Here is a 19,370-nt window from a genome sequence, read left to right as displayed (position 1 = left end):
TCGTCTCATTCTCCGGATCCGTCCCCGTGTGCTTGGTCCAGGACGCCGGGGAGCGCCCGGAGGAACGTGTCCACCTCGTCGTCGCCGAGATTGAGCGGCGGCATCAGCCGTACGACGTCGGGCGCGGGCGCGTTCACCAGGAATCCGGCCTCCTGAGCCGCCTGGCGCACCTGGGGTGCGAGGGGCTCGGTGAGCACGATACCCAGGAGGAGGCCCGCCCCCCGGACATGCGAGATCAACGGGTTGCCCAGGGACTCGATCCCGTCCCGCAACTTCTCGCTCTGGCGCTTGACGTTCTCCAGCAGCCCCTCGTTCTCGATGGTGTCGAGCACGGCGAGTCCGGCGGCGCAGGCGACCGGGTTGCCGCCGAAGGTCGTGCCGTGGTGCCCGGGCTGCAGCAGCTCGGCGGCCCGGCCGAAGGCGACGGTCGCACCGAGCGGCAGTCCGCCGCCGAGGCCCTTGGCGAGGGTGACGACGTCCGGCAGGACGCCCTCGTGCGCCTGGTACTCGAACCAGTGCCCGGTACGGCCGACACCGGTCTGCACCTCGTCGAGGACGAGCAGCGCACCGGTCGCGGCGGTGATCGCGCGGGCGGCCTTGAGGTAGCCGGGCGGCGGGGGGACGACGCCGATCTCGCCCTGCACCGGCTCCAGGACGACCAGCGCGGTCTCCTCGGTGACGGCGGCCGCGAGGGCCTGCGCGTCGCCGAACGGCACATGCGTGACCTCGCCCGGCAGCGGCAGGAACGGCTCCCGCTTGCCCTTCTGGCCGGTCATCGCGAGGGCGCCCATGGTGCGGCCGTGAAAGGCGCCCTCGGTGGCCACGACATGCGTGCGCCCGGTGAGCCGGCCGATCTTGAAGGCGGCCTCGTTCGCCTCGGCGCCGGAGTTGCAGAAGAAGACCCGGCCCTCGCGGCCGAAGAGCTGGAGCAGCCGCTCGGCGAGCGTGAGCGTCGGGTCCGCCATGAAGAAGTTGGAGATGTGGCCGAGGGAGGCGATCTGCCCGCTCACGGCCGCCACGATCGCCGGGTGGGCGTGGCCGAGCGCGTTGACCGCGATGCCGCCGACGAAGTCGAGGTACTCCTTGCCGTCGGCGTCCCACACCTTGGTGCCCTCGCCGCGCACCAGGGGCAGCAGCGGGGTGCCGTAGTTGTTCATCAGCGCGCCCTGCCACCGCTGGGCGAACTCCTGATTGGCGGTCATACGGCATCCCCCGTCTGCTCGTCGGGCACGACCATCGTGCCGATGCCCTCGTCGGTGAAGATCTCCAGCAGGATCGAGTGCGGGACCCGGCCGTCGATGACGCGGGCGGTGTGGACACCGCCGCGCACGGCGTACAGGCAGCCCTCCATCTTCGGCACCATGCCGGAGCTCAGGTCCGGCAGGAGCTTCTCCAGCTGGGAAGCGGTGAGGCGGCTGATGACCTCGTCGCTGTTCGGCCAGTCCTCGTAGAGGCCCTCGACGTCCGTGAGGACCATGAGCGTCTCGGCGCCCAGCGCGGCGGCGAGTGCCGCGGCCGCCGTATCGGCATTGACGTTGTAGACATGTCCGTCGTCCTGACTGCGGGCGATGGAGGAGACGACCGGGATCCGGCCGTCGGCGAGCAGGGCCTCGATCGCGCCCGTGTCGATCGCGGTGATCTCGCCCACCCGCCCGATGTCGACCAACTCGCCGTCGATCTCGGGCCGGTGCTTGGTGGCGGTGATGGTGTGCGCGTCCTCGCCCGTCAACCCCACCGCCAGCGGCCCGTGTTCGTTGAGCAGGTTGACCAGCTGCCGCTGCACCTGCCCGGCCAGCACCATCCGTACGACGTCCATGGCGTCCTCGGTGGTGACGCGCAGGCCGGCCTTGAACTCGCTGACGATGCCGTGCTTGTCGAGGGCGGCGCTGATCTGCGGGCCGCCGCCGTGCACGACGACCGGCTTGAGGCCGGCGTGGTGCAGGAAGACGACGTCCTGGGCGAAGGCGGCCTTCAGGTCCTCGTCGATCATGGCGTTGCCGCCGAACTTGATGACGACCGTCCTGCCGTTGTGCTTGACCAGCCAGGGCAGCGCCTCGATGAGGATCCGGGCCTTGGGGAGCGCGGTGTGCTTTCGCGTGGTGCTCATGAGGAGTAGGCGCTGTTCTCGTGGACGTAGTCGGCGGTCAGGTCGTTGGTCCAGATCGTGGCGGTCTCGGATCCGGCGGCGAGGTCGGCGACGATGTGCACCTCGCGGTAGCGCATGTCGACCTTCTCGCGGTCCTCGCCGACGCCGCCGTTCTTGCAGACCCAGACGCCGTTGATGGCGACGTTCAGGCGGTCGGGCTCGAAGGCGGCCCTGGTCGTGCCGATCGCGGAGAGCACGCGGCCCCAGTTGGGGTCCTCGCCGTGGATCGCGCACTTGAGGAGGTTGTTGCGGGCGATGGAGCGGCCCACCTCGACGGCGTCGTCCTCGCTCGCGGCGTTGACCACCTCGACCTTGATGTCCTTGCTGGCGCCCTCGGCGTCCCGGATCAGCTGCTGGCCGAGGTCGTCGCAGACCTGCCGTACGGCCTCGGCGAACTCCGTGTACGGCGGGGTGACTTCGCAGGCGCCGGAGGCGAGCAGCAGCACGGTGTCGTTGGTGGACATGCAGCCGTCGGAGTCGACCCGGTCGAAGGTGACCTTGGTGGCGGCCCGCAGGGCCTGGTCCAGCACGTCGCTCTCGACGACCGCGTCCGTGGTGAGGACGACCAGCATGGTGGCGAGGCCGGGGGCGAGCATGCCCGCGCCCTTGGCCATGCCGCCGACGGTCCAGCCGTCCTTCGTCACGACGGACGTCTTGTGGACGGAGTCGGTGGTCTTGATGGCGATGGCGGCCTTCTCGCCGCCGTGCTCGGACAGCTGGGCCGCGGCCGTCCCGACTCCCGGGAGCAGCTTGTCCATCGGGAGCAGCACGCCGATGAGTCCGGTCGAGCAGACGGCGATCTCGATCGCGCCGCGGCCGAGCACCTCGGCCACCTTCTCGGCGGTGGCGTGCGTGTCCTGGAAGCCCTTGGGACCCGTACAGGCGTTGGCCCCGCCCGAGTTGAGGACGACCGCCGAGACCTGGCCGCTGCTGACGACCTGCTCGGACCAGAGCACCGGAGCGGCCTTCACGCGGTTGGAGGTGAAGACGCCGGCGGCGGCGCGGCGGGGTCCGGTGTTGACCACGAGGGCCAGGTCCGGGTTGCCGTTCTCCTTGATTCCGGCGGCGATGCCCGCGGCCGTGAATCCCCTTGCTGCCGTCACGCTCACGGCGCAACTCCGATCGTCGTCAGCCCCGTGGACTCGTCGAGCCCGAGGGCGAGGTTCATGCTCTGGACGGCACCGCCCGCGGTGCCCTTGGTGAGGTTGTCGATGGCGCTGATCGCGATGATGCGGCCCGCCGCCTCGTCGTACGCGACCTGCACCTGAACGGCGTTGGAACCGTAGACGGACGCCGTGGCGGGCCACCGGCCCTCGGGCAGCAGGTGGACGAAGGGCTCGTCGGCGTAGGCCTTCTCGTAGGCGGCGCGCACGGACTCGGCCGTCACGCCCGCGACGGCGGAGGCGCTGCACGTGGCGAGGATGCCGCGGGGCATCGGCGCGAGGGTCGGCGTGAAGGAGACGCTCACGCTCTCGCCCGCCACCCCGCTGAGGTTCTGGATCATCTCGGGCGTGTGCCGGTGACCGCCGCCGACGCCGTAGGGCGTCATGGACCCCATGACCTCGCTGCCCAGCAGGTGCGCCTTGGGCGCCTTGCCGGCGCCGGAGGTGCCGGACGCGGCGACGATCACGGCCTCGTTCCGCGCGAGCCCGGCGGCGTAGGCCGGGAAGAGGGCCAGGGTGGCGGCGGTCGGGTAGCAACCGGGCACCGCGATGCGCTTGGACCCCTCCAGCGCAGAGCGGGCACCCGGCAGTTCGGGGAGGCCGTACGGCCAGGTCCCCGCGTGTGCGGAGCCGTAGAACCGCTCCCAGTCGGCCGCGTCCTTGAGCCGGAAGTCGGCGCCCATGTCGACCACGAGCACGTCCGGGCCGAGCTGCTCGGCGACGGCGGCGGACTGGCCGTGGGGCAGGGCGAGGAAGACGACATCGTGCCCCGCGAGGACCTCGGGGGTGGTCTCCTGGAGCACCCGTCCGGCCAGCGGCAGCAGGTGCGGCTGGAGCGCGCCGAGCGGCTGACCCGCGTTGGAGTTGCCGGTCAGGGCCCCGATCTCGGTCTCCGGGTGCGCCAGGAGCAGACGCAGGAGCTCTCCGCCCGCATATCCGCTCGCTCCGGCCACTGCCACACGTACCGTCATGTCACCCTCCTCTAGATGGCATGACTATACGTTTCGCTGCACGTTTATGCAATCCGAGCCTGGTCGGCCTTCGGGAGCATGATCCGGCGGGACACGACGAACGTCACCGGGATCGCCCCCAGGGAGGCGAGCAGCGGGGCCCAGCGGCTGCTGAAGTGCAGCAGGTCGACCAGCACGTAGACGCCCGCCGTCGTGATGACGAAATTCGCCGCGTTGGTCAGGGGAAACAGCAGGAATTTCCGCAGCGTCGGGCGCGTGCGGTAGGTGAATCGCGCATTGAGGAAAAACGAACCGGTGAGACTGATCGCAGTCGCGAGAATATGGGCGACGAGATAAGGGATTCGGGTGAGTAGCGGAAGGTAGGCGCAGTAATACGTACCGGTGTTGACGACACCGATCACGGCGAAGGTGAACAGCTGCCTGTTCGTCTGCCCGGCCATCAGGGAACGAGGTCCTTCGCCCGGTCCACGTTGGTCGCCTTCACCAGGAAGTGCGGGCGCCGTTTGACCTCGTAGTAGATACGTCCGGTGTACTCCCCGATGACCCCGAGCATGATCATCTGAACGCCGGCGACTCCCGTGACGGCGGTGATGATCGTGACGTAGCCGGGGGTCTGCACTCCGTTGACGAGCGCGGCGCCGACGATCCACGCGGTGTACAGGCCGGCGATCGTCAGCAGGACCATGCCCAGATGCAGGGCGGCGCGCAGCGGCCTGTTGTTGAAGGAGAGCAGCCCGTCGATTCCGTAGTTGAGCAGGCCGCGCAGGCTCCAGGAGCTGCGGCCGGCCCCGCGGGCGGCGTTCTCGTACTCGAAGGTGGTGCTCGGGAAGCCGACCCAGGCGAACAGGCCCTTGGAGAAGCGGTTGTACTCGCTGAGGTCCACGATCGCGTCCACCACGCGGCGCGACAGCATCCTGAAGTCGCCCACTCCGTCGACGAGTTCGACATCGACGAGGCGGTTGACGAGCCGGTAGTAGAGACGGGCGGTGAGGGTGCGGGCCATCGGGTCGCCGGTCCTGGTGCGCCTGGCGATGACCTGGTCGTGGCCCTGCTCGCTCAACTCCACCATGCGTGCGATGAGTTCGGGCGGATGCTGCAGGTCCGAGTCCATGACGACCACGGAGTCCCCCAAGGCGTGGCGCAGTCCGGCGAGCAGCGCCGCCTCCTTGCCGAAGTTGCGGCTGAAGGAGACGTACCGCACGCGCGCGTCCCGGCCGGCGAGCCGCTCCAGAGCGGCGAGCGTACGGTCGCGGCTGCTGTCGTCGACGTACACGAACTCCATGTCGTGGCCCAGCGGCAGCAGTTGGTCCGCGACCTGCTGGACCTGGTCGTGGAAGAGCTCGATGACGTCTTCCTCGTTGTAGCAGGGTGCGACGATCGATATGAGCATGGTTGTTATCCCCCAAGGACGCGGTCAGAGAGCGCCGGTCACGGGCTCGCGCGGTCGGGTGGTCGTGGTGGGCGGCGGTGCGTCGGGGCGCCGTCTGCGGACGGCGGCGAGGATGCCGAGCAGGGCCAGGGTCAGCAGCGAGGCGGCCCCGACGGCCGTGCCGAGCCGCAGCCCGGGCGGGTGGAAGGTGCAGGTGACAGTGGTGGCGGAGCCGTCGACGGGCACGGCGATCAGGCCGTGGTACGCCCCCGCGGGCCGGGCGTCGCCGTCGCCCGCGGCACAGCGCCAGCCGGCGATGCGGGGCGCCGCCACGACGGCAACTCCCCTGCTCCCACTGGGCAGTCGGGCGCTGACGGAATCGCCGGAGACGGTCACCCGGGTGGCTCCGGTGGCCTTGAGGCGGGCTACGGCGGTGTGCAGCCGGGCGGTGTCCAGGCAGCCGACCGCGCCGTCGGGGACGGTGCCGGTGCCTTTCGGGGTCAGGTCGATGTGCACCCGGCCCGAGGCCGGGACCGTGCCCAGCCGCTGCATGGCGGCGATCTTGGTGACGCGGACGTCCGACCTGAACCGCCCGGTGGGACCCCCGTCGGCCAGCTGCGCGGTGCCCCAGAAGTGCGGCGCCCACAGGTAGACCTCGCTGCCGGCCGGGCAGCCGGCCGTGACGGTCGGCTGCCGCGCGGTTCCGGGGTCGGGCACGCCGACCAGCAGCCCGGGGTGCTTGGGGTCTGGACTCGGCGGCAGGCCCTTGCCGGTCCGCACGGTGATGCGCGGAACGGTGTAGACGCGGGCGCCCAGCAGGAGTTCCTGGTTGCGGTACGGCGACGGACCCCAGCCGGCGTCGGGCGCCCCCGCGGGGTGCAGGGTGACCAAGGGCGGCACGTCCTGCCGGGTCGCCGTGGGCCCGCTGCCGTCCTGGTCGAACCAGTTCTGGTGCGGGTCCGGCGGGGAGTGCACCCGTGCGCCGACGGAGAAGATCGCGTCGGTGACGGCGTTGTCGAGGCTCTGGATGCTGCGGCCGCGGGAGTTCCAGCCGCCGCCCAGGGCGGTGAGCGTACGGCTGAGGACGTCCGAGGTGAGGCTGCTGTAGTACTGGGCGCCCTGGCCGCCGACCGTCAACGGGTCGTTGCCGACGGTCTGTTCGCGGCCCGGGTCGGTACGGTACCGGGGCCAGCCGTCGGCCCGGGCGATCACCTTCGCCTGTGCCTCCTGGCGTGCTCCCCAGGGCGCGTAGTCGTCCATGTGCCCGAGCCGCAGCCGGGTGGCGACGGCGGAGGTGGCCATCGCCTCCCCGAACTGCCCGCCGAAGAGCAGGGCGAGGGCGAGGCCGGCGAGCACGACCCGGCGTCCGCCGTCCCCGCGGGGACGCCCTCCCGTGGCTCGGTCGCCCCCCGTGCACCGGGCGCCGTCCGTGTACCGCAGCAGCGTCAGCCCGCCGAACGCCCCGAGGACCGCGAGCAGGAACACCGCCCAGGTGACGGGGTGCACGAGGGCGCTGCGGCTCGCGACGGCGGTGATCAGCACCAGCAGCCCGCCCGCCGCGCCCAGGGCGCGCAGGTCCGGCGGTCCGTACGCCAGCGCGTGCCAGGCGCCCATCACCAGCAGCGCGCACAGCACGAAGGCCTCGCGGTAGGCGCTGCCCTGCGGGGTGGCGAAGGCGTGCCAGACCAGCTGGGTCGGACCCCACTGGAGCGACAGCGCGACCGCGACGGACAGCAGCGTCCAGCCGGCGCGCACGCGGCGGGGCACCCCGCGGTGGAAGGGCAGGGCGAGGGCGAGGACGAGCGCCGCGGTCCCGGCGTAGACGGCCGGACTGCTGAAGCTGTACGTGGTCGGCAGCAGCCGGGCCAGCAGGTCCTCCGTCGCCACCGGCCTGAACCGCACCAGCCGGCCCGGGTAGGCGTGCTTGGTGCCGAAGTACACGACGGTCAGCAGCGGGGCGGCGAGGCCCACCCCGAGCAGGACGGTGACCGCGGCGCGTCCCGCGGCCACGAGGCGCTGCCGGCGCGTGAGCCGGGCGAGCCACAGCCTGAGCAGCAGCACCAGACCGGCGGCGAGGGTGGCCATGTAGGCGGTGTAGAAATTGGCGACCCAGACCAGGGTGACCACCAGTACGCCCAGCAGGGGGCGCCGGCCCTGCCGCGTCCACTCCCCCACCAGGCACAGCAGCGGCAGCGCGATCAGGCCGTCGAGCCACATCGGGTTGTACGAGCCGACCGCGACGCTCCAGCCGCACAGCGCGTACGAGGCGCCGAGCAGCGCCGCGCCCCACCAGCGCCCGCGGCGCAGCCTCAGCAGCAGCCAGGCCGTCGCGGCACCCGCGCAGGCCGTCTTCAGCACGGTGACCACGTACACCGCGAGGTCGATCTCGTCCCGCGGGAAGACGCCGACGAGCAGTGCGAAGGGGCTGCTCAGATAGGTGCCGAAGTCCGGCAGGAAGCTGGAGCCGTAGCCGGACTGCCAGTTGACGAGGATTCCGCCGTCGGCCCGTCCGTGCAGCAGGTCCCAGAGGTGGGCGTGGAACGGCACGTACTGGTTGCCGAGGTCGTTGACGCTGCGTGTGTTCGGGCCGAACGGATAGCTGCGGGCGGCCGTGTCGGCGACGCAGAGCGCGGTGACGGTGATGAGGGCCGCGAGCAGTGCCGCGGCCTTCCTCGGTGCGAAATGGTCACTCGAAACGGCCGCGGACAGGGTCGGGCGTTTCATTGCTTGTTACTCCCCGCGGTTTATCGATTCGACCGGTCAGACGGTCCGTCATTCGGATTGGTTGTGCCGACCATGAAAAGTGGTGACGTCAATTCCGAATACGAGCGGGGATTTATAGAAGAGTGAACGACAGGGAAACAGGACTTTCCCAGTGCATAGTTTGAGCGTGAATTTCAGCGCGCCTTGTGGGCTGCCGCCGGTAGGGCGGCAGCCCACACCGGGACCTACTTCTGCTTGATCCGCAGGAAGGTGACCGAGTTCGCCGGGAAGGTGTACGTGAACGTGCCCGCGACCCCCGAGAAGGTGGACGTCGCCGGTGCGACGGGCGTGCTCGTCTCGGTGTTCACGGCGTCCGGCGCGGCGGCCAGCGTGGTCACCCGGGCCTTCGGCGCGACCTTCGCGCCACCGAGGTCGACGGCCGTGCGGGCCGCCGAGGACTGTGCGTTGACCACCTTGACGATCAGGTCACCGGTCCGCGCGTCCCTGGTGACGACCTGGCGGAACGGCTCAGCGGGCTTGTCGTCGGTGAAGCTGCCCCACTCCTGGCCGTCGAGGTACAGGGTCACCTGGCGGCCGCGCACCTTGACGTCGACGTCGTACGCACGCCCCGTCTCGACCGACCCGGCCTTGGCCAACAGCGTCGACTTGCCGCCGTCCACGGCCTGTTCGACGGCGGACTGGGTGTTGCCCCAGCCGCCCAGGTTCCACCAGTAGTAGTTGCCGGTGTCCTTGACGCCGAAGGCGACCAGGAAGCCCTCCTTGCCGGACTTCTTGGTGGCCTTCACATGCAGGTCGTAGTCGTGCCACTTGGGGTCACCGGCCGAGACCATGGTGTTCTCGGCGGCGGTGTCCGTCTGCACGTACTGCCCGTCCTGGACGCTCCAGCTGCCGGTCCCGGTGTGCGTCCACTTCGAGGCGTCACCGGAGAAGTCGTCGCTCAGCAGCGTGTTCCCGTCGCCGTCCGTCACCTTCACGTCGTCGTACGCGGCGCCGGTGTCCCACGTCGACAGGCCGACGGCGCCGGAGATGAGGGCGAGCAGCGAAGGCGTTCCGGTGGCGGTCGAGGGCACGACGCGGTCGCCGACGTTGTTCATGAACAGCTTCTGGACCTCGTAGTCGGCGGAGCTCCAAGCGGCGTGGTTGTTGAACCAGACCATGTCCGGGCGCCACTGCACATAGTCCTCGTTGGCGAACAACGGGGCGTACGAAGCCAGTTTGACGACGTCCGCGTTGCGTTCCAGGCCGGTCATGTACGCCGCCTCGGCGAGACCGTTCTTGAAGGCGTTGCCGCCGGAGGCGTACTCACCCAGGAAGACCTTGGGCCCGCCGCGGTCGTAGGAGTCGTAGCGGTCGTTGTTCTGCAGGAACCACTGCGGGCTGTTGTAGTAGTGCTCGTCGACCATGTCGACCTTGGCGTCCTTGTTGAGCTGCCAGGCCGTGTCGAAGGTCGAACCGGAGTCGTCCGGGCCCGCGTTGGAGATCACCGTCATGTACGGGTACCTGGCGTCGATGGCGGCGCGGAACTGCTTGAACCGGGCGAAGAACTCGTTCGGCAGGTTCTCCTCGTTGCCGACCTCGATGTGGGTGAGGTGGAAGGGCCTCGGGTGGCCCATCCGCGCCCGCACCTTGCCCCACTTGGACGTCACCGGCCCGTTGGCGAACTCGATGAGGTCGAGGGTGTCCTGGATGTGCCGCTTCAGCAGTGCGCCGTCGTCGACGGCCTTGTTCTGGCCGCAGCCGGTGACCAGGGCCGGGACGACCGGCAGCGGCATGGCGCCGACGTCCTCGGCGAAGCGGAAGTACTCGTAGTAGCCGAGGCCGTAACTCTGGTTGTAGCCCCAGAAGTTGGAGTTCGTCGCACGGGTCTCGACCGGGCCGACGGTGTCCTTCCACTGGTACGAGCGCTTGCGCTGGTAGCCGGAGGCCTCGCTGTAGTCCTGCATCGAGCCCGTGTTGACCAGGCAGCCGCCGGGGAAGCGGACGAAGCCCGGGTGCAGGGCGGCGATCTTCTCGGCGAGATCCTTGCGCAGGCCGTTCGGCTCGTGCTTGTAGGTGTCACGCGGGAAGAGGGAGACCATGTCGAGCGCGGCGGCGGCCGAGGAGCCCACGGTGAGGCGGCCGTTCGAGCTGGTGCGGGCGGCGGTGAAGGTCGCCTTGTACTGCGCCCAGCCGCCCTTGCGCACGGCCACCTGGCGCGCGCCGGCCAGCGTGCCGTCGGCGTCCCGCAGGGAGACGGCGAGCGTGGTGCCGCTCGCGGCGCGGACCCACACCGAGAAGTCGTACCTCTTGCCCTGCTCGACCCTCACGCCGGTGTTGTAGCCGGCGTTCGTGACGGCCGAACCGGCGCCCAGGGACAGGTAGTTGCGGTTGCGGGCGTTCAGCCGGCCGTCGTCGTCCACGACCTGCGCCGTACCGTCGACCGTCCACGCCGTCAGCGGCGTGTACGACGTGTTGTCGGCGGTGGAGTACTCGAAGGACCGGTTCTGCACGAGCTCGGCGTAGAGACCGCCGTCGGCGGCTCGGTTGATGTCCTCGAAGAAGACGCCGTACATGGTGTCGTCGATCTTCGCGCCCTTGGCGCCGGGGTCGACGTTGATCGCGTAGTCGGTGGTGTCGGCGGCGTCGGCTGCGCCGGCTGCGTCGGCTGCGCCGGCTGCGTGGGCGGGGCCCGGGAGGAGACCGGCGGCGAGGAGGCAAGTGCTTGCTCCGAGGCCGAGTCTCAGCCGGGTGCGACGAGTGGAATGCGACATGGTACTCCGCGGCTCTGGGAATGGATCATGGCGATCGTTCGAAATATCAGACAGCGGTCAGCACTTCGAACGGAAAGATAGGTAAGGGGTGTGAGCACGTCAATGGGGCGGGCGGCGCCGGGCGTAAGGTCGACGGCATGCATGTGCTGGTGCCGTACCTCTTGCTGATCGTGTTCCTGGCCGCCGTCATGCTGGCGTTCACGGGGCTGGCGCGCCGGATCCGCAGGCGCGGAACGGCGGGTGGCGGTCTGAGCGGGGCGCTGGCCGCGTACGAGGAGGCCTTCCGCACCACGAGCCATTCGGCACACCAGGAGATCCGGGCCCAGGCCGACCGCAAGGCCCCGACCGGCTCCCCGGACGGCCTGCGCCGTCGCCGCAGGAAGGGCTGAGGATGGGCGAGTTGTGGCCCGTGCCGGACCTGCTCGCCCACCTCGCCGGACCCTGGCGCGTCGAGCGGGCGGTACGGGATCTGGCGAGCGGGGCCGAGGGGCGCTTCGAGGGGGCGACGGTCTTCATCCCGCTCGCGGACGGCGGGCTGCTGCACGAGGAGTCGGGGACGTTCACCTGGCAGGGCGTCGCCCGGCCCGCCGAGCGCACTCTCCGCTTCCTGCCGGGGAGTTCACCGGGCGCGGTGGAGGTCCGCTTCGCCGACGGCCGGCCTTTTCACGACCTGGACCTGACGTCCGGCCGGTACGTCGCGGACCATCCCTGTGCGGCGGACTTCTACCGCGGCGAGTTCACGGTCCGGGACGCGGATCACTGGCGGACGGTGTGGCGGGTGGGCGGCCCGGCCAAGGATCTTGTGCTGGCCACCGAGTACGTGCGGGGCACTTGAGGGGTTGGGCGGAGGGGACGCCTGACGGCGGCCGACCGGCCGGGGGCCGGCTGCACGCGCGGAACGACACCGGGCAGGGCACCCGCGCGGACAACCGAGCTGCCGAGGAACCCGCACGGGCCGACCGGCCCGAGAGGGAGGCCTGACGGCAGGGCCGACCGGCCGGGGGCCGGCTGCACGGGCGGGAGACGCCGGGCAGGGCACCCGCGCGGACAACCGAGCTGCCGAGGAACCTGCAGGGACCGACCGGCTCGAGCGGGATGCCTGACGGCAGGGCCGACCGGCCGGGGGCCGGCTGCACGCGCGGAACGACAGCGGGCAGGCCGTCGGCGCGCGGACAATTGAGCTGCCGAGGAACCCGTGCGGGCCGACCGGCCGTCCGCACGCGTGACAGCGGAACTCCCGAAAAGCCCGAACCGTCCGACCAGCGGCCGCAGGTGGGACAACCGACCGGCAAAGGACCCCGAACGGACCGACCAACCGGCCGCACGCGGGGCAACCCACCTGCCGAAGAGCACAAGCGGCCCCACCGGCCGTCCGCACGCGTGGCAACCGACCTGCAGAAGAGCCCCCAGGCCGCACGCGGGAGATGTGCTCCCTAGGCGCGGGACGCCTGGGGCGAGGTTGCGTCGAGGCGGAGGTTCCAGCGGCCGGCCCGGCCCGTGACCGTGGTGGCCGACAGCGGCCGGACGTCGAGGTTCCAGTAGGTGGACGGCGGGGCCTTGAGGACGTAGACGAGGGCCGCGCGGACGACCGACGGCTCCGCCACGGCGACGATGCGGCCGCCGTCCTCGACGGGGCGGGTGTCGAGCCAGTTGCCGACCCGGGTGATGAAGGTCAGCAGCGACTCGCCGCCGTGCGGGGTGGCTCTCGGGTTGGCGAGCCAGGTGTCGACGGCCTCGGGCTCACGGGCCATCGCCTCGCCGAGGGTGAGCCCGCGCCAGCGGCCCATGTCGCAGTCGCGCAGGGCGAGTTGCACCAGGGGCGCGTAGCCGAGGACGTCGCCGGTCGCGCGGCTGCGCGGCGTGGGCGAGCAGTAGCGCAGCTCGGCCGCCGCGAGCGGCAGCAGGTCGTGGGCGGCACGCTGCACCTCGTCCCAGCCGGCCTGGTCCAGCGGACGGTCGTCCTGGAAGTGCTCGGCGAGCAGCGGGGAGCTGCGCGCGGCGGCGACGAACGTGACCCTGAGTTGCATGGGGCGATGGTGTGTCGCGGAAGTGCGCAGGTCAAGGGAAGATACCTTCGGGTCACCCACGGTGGCCGGAGCCTTACTTCAAGGTCAGGACCTGGCGGACAACTGGCGCAATCCACCTGCTCAGAACGCCAGCGCCATCCACTGGTCGGGCCTCGCCAGCGCCCGGAACCCGAGCTTCTCGTACACGCCGTGGGCGTCGTGCGTCGCGAGCAGGACGCGCCGCAGGCCGTACGGCTCCAGATGATCGCGTACGGCGCCCACCAGAGCCGTCCCGAGGTTCTTGCCCCGCACGGAACGGTCGACGTAGACGTCGCACAGCCACGCGAAGGTCGCCCGGTCGGTGATGACCCGGGCATACGCCACCTGATCCCCCGAAACCGTGTCGTACACCCCGAAGTTGAGCGACCCGGCGATCGCGCGCTCCTGCTTCTCCCGCGGCCGCCCCATCGCCCAGTACGCGTCGGTGGACAGCCACGTGTGGACCCGGTCGACGTCGATCCGGCCGGCGTCGGTCGAGATCTCGTACCCCTCAGGAAGGCTCACCGTGTCGCTCATGGCGGGAGGTTCGCAGGTCGGGAGGTTGCACGTCGAACGGTTTTCCCCCATGGCCACGGGGCCGCTTCACCGCGCCGGTCACCCCGCAGACGGCCGCTCCGGCAAGTAGCCACCCCCAGGGCGGCCCGTCCGGCCGATGCGAGACCGCCACGTACGCGAAGAAGCCGAGACCGCCGCCCGCCAGGAAGAACACGAAGGCGCGAAGCCCGTACCACCATCTGGGACGATCCGTCGCTGGACTCACGCGCGGCATTGTGCACGAACCTCCTCGAAGGCCGTCCGCAACCGCCGTACCCCCTCCGTGGTCTCCCCCGCCCCCGCGACCGCGGCGAAGCTCAACCGTGCGTGTGCGGCCGGGGGTTCGGCGCTGAAGTAGGGGCGGCCGGGCGTGATGGCGACCCCCGCGCGCAGGGCGGCGGAGGTGAGGGCGAGTTCGTCGGTGCCCTCGGGGAGGCGGAGCCAGAGGTGGTAGCCGCCCGAGGGGATGTGCGGAAGGGCCAGTTCGGGGAGCCGCAGCCGCAGAGCCGCCGACATGGTGTCGCGGCGGGTCTTCAACTCCGCTGAAATGGAACGGAGATGGCGGGGCCACGCCGGAGAGCCGACGAGTTCGACGGCTGCTTCCTGCAACGGCCGGGGGACGAAGAAGGTGTCGACGATCTGGATGGCGCGCAGCCGCTCCAGCACCGGGCCGCGGGCGGCGAGCGCGCTCACGCGGAAGCTGGGCGAGGTCGCCTTGGTCAGGGAGCCGACGTGGACCACGACGCCGTCGGGGTCGTCGGCCACGAGCGGACTCGGCAGCGGGCCCGCGTCCTCGTGCACGAGCCGCCGTACGAAGTCGTCCTCGACGACGAACGCCCCGGCCTCGCGGGCGATGCGCAGCACCTCGGCGCGGCGGTCCGCGGCGAGGACCGCGCCCGTGGGGTTCTGGAACAGGGGCTGGCAGACGAAGACCCGCGCGCCCGTGGCACGGAACGCGTCGGCGAGGAGGGACGGCCGGACACCGTCCGGGTCCACCGGGACGGGCACGGGGCGCAGGCCCGCCGAGCGCGCGATCGCCAGCATGCCGGGATAGGTCGGGGACTCGACGAGTACCGGGGCGCCCGGAGGTGCCAGGGCGCGCAGAGCCGTGGTCAGGGCCGACTGGCCGCCCGCGGTGATCAGCACCTCGGCCGCGGTGACCCCGCCGCCGATGCCGCGCGCGAACCACTCCCGCAGCTCCGGCAGACCCTCCATCGGCGGCCGTCCCCAGGCACCGGGACGGCGCCCGGCCCGGGCCAGCGCGGCCGCCATCGCCCGCTCCGGCTGCAGGGACGGGTGCAGATAGCCGCCGTTGAACTCGACGACCCCGGGCGGCGGGGCGGCGAGCGAGACGACCACGCCGGACGCGTCGACCGTGCGCGGTACGAGGTCGGCGGCCCCGTCCGCGCTCAGCGCGACCTCCTGCCAGGAGGTGTCACCGGCCGCGGCGCTCTCGGCGCGCGGTTCGGCGCGGAAGGCTCCCGCGCCCGGCCGGGTCACCACCAGCCCCTCGGCGGCCAGTTGGGCCAAGGCCCGCGAGACGGTCACCGGACTGACCCGGAACCGCTCGACGAGAGAACGACTGGACGGGAGCTTTCCACCAGGAGAGTAGCGGTCCAACTCCTGTCGGAGCAGACCCGCCAGCTCACCCACGCTGCTACGCTGATGCATGACAGCACAGAATAGCGCTACTGCTTCGGAGCGGATAGCGGTCGCCACCCCGCCGGAGACGCCGGCCGTCGGCGGCACGCTCCAGGCCGTCCTCGGCGTCACCGCCTTCTCCCTCACCTTCCCCGCCACCGCCTGGGGGCTCGAAGGCTTCGGGCCCTGGTCGCTGGTGGCCGTCCGCAGTGTGCTGGCCGCGCTCATCGCGGGCGCCTGTCTGCTCGTCACGAGGGTGCGGCTGCCGGACCGCGGCCACTGGGCCGGACTGGCGGTCGTCGCCGCCGGGGTCGTGGTCGGCTTCCCGCTGCTGACCACCCTCGCGCTCCAGACGTCCACCACCGCGCACGCGGCCGTCGTGGTCGGCCTGCTCCCGCTCACGACCGCCCTGTTCTCCGCCCTGCGCACGGGCCACCGCCCCTCCCGCACCTTCTGGACGGCGGCCCTCGCGGGCGCGGCGGCGGTCGTCGCCTTCACGGTGCAGCAGAGCGGCGGCGCGCTGAGCACCGCCGACCTCTATCTGTTCGCCGCGCTGCTGGTGTGCGCCGCCGGCTACACCGAGGGCGGCCGGCTGGCCCGCGTCATGCCGGGCTGGCAGGTCATCGGATGGGCGCTGGTGCTGTGCCTGCCGCTGAGCGTGCCGGCCGCGGCGCTCGCGTTGTCGCACGAGCCCCTGCAGTTGACCGCGCACAGCGTGACCGGAGTGCTCTGGGTCGCGGCGGGCTCGCAGTTCCTCGGCCTGGTCGTCTGGTACCGGGGCATGGCCGCGATCGGCATCCCCAAGGCCAGCCAGTTGCAGTTGGCGCAGCCGCTGCTCACACTGGTGTGGTCCGTGCTGCTGCTGGGTGAGCACCTCACGGCCGCCGCACCGCTGACGGCCGCGGCGGTCCTCGTATGCATCGCCGTCACCCAGCGGGCGCGGGGCTGAGCGGCACGCACGGGCCGGTCCCAACCCGGGCCCCGCGCCGTAGACTCGGCCACGGACCGCTGCTCCCGCACATCGGTGAGGAGGCCCTACACATGCAGGCAACCGTGGGCGACCAGCTTGTCCAGCACGGCAGGGTGGTCGGACAGCACGACAAGGTCGGTGAGATCGTCGAAGTCCTGGGACCGGAGGGCAGCCCGCCGTTCCGCGTCCGCTTCGAGGACGGGCACGTGGGCGTGTGTTCCCCCGGCCCCGACACCGAGATCCGGCACAAGGAAACGCAGATGTAGATCAGCGCGGGGGCCTCGCCGGCCGGCTGTAGTGGTCGGCGACGACCCGTGCCATCGCCCCGATACGGTCCGCCGCCACGTCCTGGGCGGCGAAGTAGACGTGCCCGCGCACCTGCGGGTAACTCTCGGCCAGGGTGAGATGCCCGGAGAGCTCCGCGGGGTCCTGCCACGCCGCGCCCTGCGCCGGGTCACCCGCCCGGTACAGGGCCTCCCCCACGTACAGACGGGTGCCCGTGCCGCGCGCGACCTCCGCCCACCAGGGCACGAGCGAGGCGTAGTCGGCGGCGGCGAACCCGATGTTCCAGTAGACCTGCGGGCAGATGTAGTCGATCCAGTGCTCGCGCACCCATCTGCGGGTGTCCGCGTGCAGGTCGTCGTAGGTCTGCACGCCCGCCCGGGTGTCCGAGCCGAGCGGGTCGGTCGCGGCGTTGCGCCACACCGCGAACGGGCTGATGCCGAACTGTGTGCCGGGCCGGGTCCGCCTGACGCGTGCGGCCATCTCGAGCACCAGCTTGTCGATGTTGTCGCGGCGCCAGTCGGCCTTGCTCGAGAAGCCGCCGCCGTAGAGGTCGTAGGCCTCGTCGTCGTCGAAGGTCTGGCCGGCCACCGGATACGGATAGAAGTAGTCGTCGAAGTGCACGGCGTCGACGGGGTACTTGCGGACCGCGTCGAGCATCGCGTCCTGGACGAAGGCGCGGACCTCGGGCAGCCCGGGGTTGTAGTAGAGCTTCCCGCCGTACGGCACCACCCAGTCGGGGTGCCTGCGCGCCGGGTGGGAGGCGGCGAGCCTCGTCAGGTCCGTGTGGGTGGCGACGCGGTACGGGTTGAACCACGCGTGCAGCTCCAGACCGCGGGCGTGGGCCTCGTGGACGGCCGTCTCCAGGGGGTTCCAGCCGGGGTCCCGGCCCTGGGTGCCGGTGAGGAACTCCGACCAGGGCTCGTACGGCGAGGGCCACAGCGCGTCCGCCGTCGGACGTACCTGGAACATCACGGCGTTGAGGCGGTTGCGCACCGCCAGGTCGAGGAGCCCGGTCAGCTCCGCACGCTGCTCGGCCGCCGTCAGGCCCGGCCTGGAGGGCCAGTCCCGGTTGGCCACGGTGGCAACCCACACCCCCCGCATCTCCGTGACCGCGCGCCGGCGCCGCGGTGCGGCACCCGCGTCCGGCGCCGCCGCCAGCGTCGCGAGCGCGGCCAGCGTGAACGCCCTGCGTGAGACTCGACCCATCCTCGAGGCACCCCCATACAGTACGGATCCGTACGGTTACGGATCGTTTCCGTCGCCCAGGATGCCCGTACCCGCACGATCGATCATCGATACTTGGGAGTAACGTGCACGATCGGAGCAGGGGCCGAACCAGCGGAGACCTGCCGCCCACCCGTAGACCAGCGAAGGGGACGATGTGACTGACATCCCGGCGGGAGACATTGCGCGCGTCGGAGTTGTGGGCTGCGGCCAGATGGGAGCCGGCATCGCCGAGGTGTGCGCCCGTTCCGGACTGGAGGTCAAGGTCGCCGAGACCACCGGCGAGGCCCTGGAGATCGGCCGCACCCGGCTGTTCAACTCCCTGACCAAGGCGGCCGAGCGCGGCAAGATCACCGAGGAGGAGCTCGACGCCACGCAGGCGCTGCTCAGCTTCACCACCGATCTCGGCGAGTTCGCCGACCGCGACCTGGTGATCGAGGCCGTCGTCGAGAACGAGCAGGTCAAGACGGAGATCTTCCAGGTCCTCGATCAGGTCGTGACCCGGCCGGACGCGATCCTGGCCTCCAACACCTCCTCGATCCCGCTGGTCAAGCTCGCGGTCGCCACCTCTCGCCCCGACCAGGTCGTCGGCGTCCACTTCTTCAACCCGGCGCCCGTGCAGAAGCTGGTGGAGCTGATCCCGGCGCTCACCACCTCCGAGGGCACCCTCGGCCGCGCCCAGCTGTTCACCGAGAAGGTGCTCGGCAAGCACGCCATCCGGGCCCAGGACCGCTCCGGCTTCGTGGTGAACGCCCTGCTGATCCCCTACCTCCTCTCCGCGATCCGGATGTTCGAGTCGGGCATCGCCAGCCGCGAGGACATCGACAACGGCATGGAGCTCGGCTGCGCCCACCCGATGGGCCCGCTGAAGCTGTCCGACCTGATCGGCCTGGACACGGTCGCGTCCGTCGCGTACTCGATGTACGAGGAGTACAAGGAGCCGCTGTACGCCGCTCCCCCGCTGCTCCAGCGCATGGTCGACGCGGGCCGGCTCGGCCGGAAGTCCGGTTCGGGCTTCTACAGCTACCGCTGACCCCCCTGCGGCCTCGGGCCGGTTGCACAGTGCCCGTTCCAGGGTGCCGACTACACAGTGCGACGAACACGGGCCCGGCACCTTTCCAGGTGCCGGGCCCGCGCCATTCACACACCGTGTGCGCGGCGGGCCCGCATATGCCGTTCGCACACGCTCCCCACGCGTCCACCAGGCGAGTTGACTCCTCATGCGCATGCAAGGGATGTGTCGACTACGGAAAGGAGCGGACTCGTGACCGCCGACCCCGAGCATCCCGTGGTCCAAGGAGAACTCGCAGAGTTACGTCGCCGCCTCGACGTCGCGTACGCACGCGTCGAGGGAGGGCTCAATCTGCTCAACCATCGGACCGAGGAGACCGACAAGGAGATGGACGACCTGAGCGCACGCATCATCGCGCTGGAGCACGCCCGCTGGCCGCTGCCCGCGATCGCGGCACTGACCGCGGTGGGCGCGCTCGTGGCGACGATATGGCAGGCCCTGGGCCACTGACACCG

18 protein-coding genes are annotated in these 19,370 nt (G+C 71.1%); 6 read left to right on the top strand and 12 right to left on the bottom strand.

All coding sequences use genetic code 11. The annotated features are described in order from the left end of the window. Positions 1-5: 5 nt before the first annotated feature. From ACGFYN_RS09170 to ACGFYN_RS09135, 8 genes are all read right to left on the bottom strand, one after another. On the bottom strand, positions 6-1,202 hold the full coding sequence (locus ACGFYN_RS09170; RefSeq protein ID WP_393865140.1) for an acetylornithine transaminase: 1,197 nt from the start codon (positions 1,200-1,202) through the stop codon (positions 6-8). Beyond that, positions 1,199-2,107: an acetylglutamate kinase gene (gene argB, locus ACGFYN_RS09165; RefSeq protein ID WP_393865139.1), complete on the bottom strand. Its 909-nt coding sequence runs from the start codon at positions 2,105-2,107 to the stop codon at positions 1,199-1,201. Before argB ends, ACGFYN_RS09170 begins: the two co-directional genes overlap by 4 nt. After that, complete coding sequence (gene argJ, locus ACGFYN_RS09160; RefSeq protein ID WP_393865138.1) at positions 2,104-3,255, bottom strand: bifunctional glutamate N-acetyltransferase/amino-acid acetyltransferase ArgJ; 1,152 nt, start codon at positions 3,253-3,255, stop codon at positions 2,104-2,106. The genes argB and argJ overlap by 4 nt, the downstream gene beginning before the upstream one ends. Further along, entirely contained in the window at positions 3,252-4,280 is a 1,029-nt protein-coding gene (gene argC, locus ACGFYN_RS09155; protein WP_393865137.1) for an N-acetyl-gamma-glutamyl-phosphate reductase, read from the bottom strand. Before argC ends, argJ begins: the two co-directional genes overlap by 4 nt. Before the next feature lie 44 nt (positions 4,281-4,324). Then, a complete protein-coding gene (locus ACGFYN_RS09150) occupies positions 4,325-4,720 on the bottom strand; it encodes a GtrA family protein (RefSeq protein WP_393865136.1) in 396 nt (131 codons plus the stop codon). After that, positions 4,720-5,670, bottom strand: coding sequence for a glycosyltransferase family 2 protein (locus ACGFYN_RS09145; RefSeq protein ID WP_393865135.1), 951 nt, complete (start codon positions 5,668-5,670; stop codon positions 4,720-4,722). The genes ACGFYN_RS09150 and ACGFYN_RS09145 overlap by 1 nt, the downstream gene beginning before the upstream one ends. A 24-nt stretch (positions 5,671-5,694) precedes the next feature. Then, positions 5,695-8,373, bottom strand: coding sequence for a YfhO family protein (locus ACGFYN_RS09140; protein WP_393865134.1), 2,679 nt, complete (start codon positions 8,371-8,373; stop codon positions 5,695-5,697). Positions 8,374-8,597: 224 nt separating this feature from the next. Beyond that, positions 8,598-11,123, bottom strand: coding sequence for an alpha-L-arabinofuranosidase C-terminal domain-containing protein (locus ACGFYN_RS09135; RefSeq protein WP_393865133.1), 2,526 nt, complete (start codon positions 11,121-11,123; stop codon positions 8,598-8,600). Positions 11,124-11,260: 137 nt separating this feature from the next. Here ACGFYN_RS09135 and ACGFYN_RS09130 point away from each other — a divergent pair, with 137 nt between their 5' ends. Both ACGFYN_RS09130 and ACGFYN_RS09125 read left to right on the top strand, forming a co-directional pair. Further along, a complete protein-coding gene (locus ACGFYN_RS09130) occupies positions 11,261-11,512 on the top strand; it encodes a hypothetical protein (protein WP_393865132.1) in 252 nt (83 codons plus the stop codon). A 2-nt stretch (positions 11,513-11,514) separates the two neighbouring features. After that, positions 11,515-11,958, top strand: coding sequence for a DUF6314 family protein (locus ACGFYN_RS09125; protein WP_393865131.1), 444 nt, complete (start codon positions 11,515-11,517; stop codon positions 11,956-11,958). Between the two features lie 598 nt (positions 11,959-12,556). Here the strand turns inward: ACGFYN_RS09125 and ACGFYN_RS09120 are convergent. From ACGFYN_RS09120 to ACGFYN_RS09110, 3 genes are all read right to left on the bottom strand, one after another. Then, positions 12,557-13,150, bottom strand: a complete 594-nt coding sequence (locus ACGFYN_RS09120; RefSeq protein WP_393865130.1) for a histidine phosphatase family protein — start codon at positions 13,148-13,150, stop codon at positions 12,557-12,559. 120 nt (positions 13,151-13,270) lie between these two features. After that, on the bottom strand, positions 13,271-13,705 hold the full coding sequence (locus tag ACGFYN_RS09115; RefSeq protein WP_393865129.1) for a GNAT family N-acetyltransferase: 435 nt from the start codon (positions 13,703-13,705) through the stop codon (positions 13,271-13,273). 240 nt (positions 13,706-13,945) lie between these two features. Further along, positions 13,946-15,394, bottom strand: a complete 1,449-nt coding sequence (locus ACGFYN_RS09110) for a PLP-dependent aminotransferase family protein (RefSeq protein ID WP_393865128.1) — start codon at positions 15,392-15,394, stop codon at positions 13,946-13,948. Between ACGFYN_RS09110 and ACGFYN_RS09105 the strand changes: the two genes are divergently transcribed. After that, positions 15,393-16,313 carry a DMT family transporter gene (locus tag ACGFYN_RS09105; RefSeq protein ID WP_393865127.1) on the top strand — a complete coding sequence of 307 codons (921 nt, stop codon included), beginning with the start codon at positions 15,393-15,395 and terminating at the stop codon, positions 16,311-16,313. The two genes, ACGFYN_RS09110 and ACGFYN_RS09105, sit on opposite strands and share 2 nt — an antisense overlap. Positions 16,314-16,405: 92 nt before the next feature. After that, entirely contained in the window at positions 16,406-16,600 is a 195-nt protein-coding gene (locus ACGFYN_RS09100; RefSeq protein ID WP_393865126.1) for a DUF1918 domain-containing protein, read from the top strand. Position 16,601: 1 nt separating this feature from the next. Here the strand turns inward: ACGFYN_RS09100 and ACGFYN_RS09095 are convergent, their stop codons facing one another. Continuing rightward, positions 16,602-17,825 carry a glycoside hydrolase family 10 protein gene (locus tag ACGFYN_RS09095; protein WP_393865125.1) on the bottom strand — a complete coding sequence of 408 codons (1,224 nt, stop codon included), beginning with the start codon at positions 17,823-17,825 and terminating at the stop codon, positions 16,602-16,604. A 175-nt stretch (positions 17,826-18,000) separates the two neighbouring features. On the opposite strand from ACGFYN_RS09095, the gene ACGFYN_RS09090 reads away from it, so the two are divergent. Then, the gene (locus ACGFYN_RS09090; RefSeq protein WP_393865124.1) at positions 18,001-18,876 is read left to right on the top strand and encodes a 3-hydroxybutyryl-CoA dehydrogenase; all 876 of its coding nucleotides are present in this window, start codon (positions 18,001-18,003) and stop codon (positions 18,874-18,876) included. Between the two features lie 231 nt (positions 18,877-19,107). Beyond that, on the top strand, positions 19,108-19,365 hold the full coding sequence (locus tag ACGFYN_RS09085; RefSeq protein WP_393865123.1) for a hypothetical protein: 258 nt from the start codon (positions 19,108-19,110) through the stop codon (positions 19,363-19,365). Positions 19,366-19,370: the final 5 nt, after the last annotated feature.

The sequence above is a fragment of the Streptomyces sp. NPDC048419 genome (assembly GCF_043200415.1).
Lineage (GTDB): Bacteria > Actinomycetota > Actinomycetes > Streptomycetales > Streptomycetaceae > Streptomyces.
The sequence above is the reverse complement of the archived record's forward strand: the minus strand, read 5'-3'. Positions and strand labels throughout refer to the sequence as shown.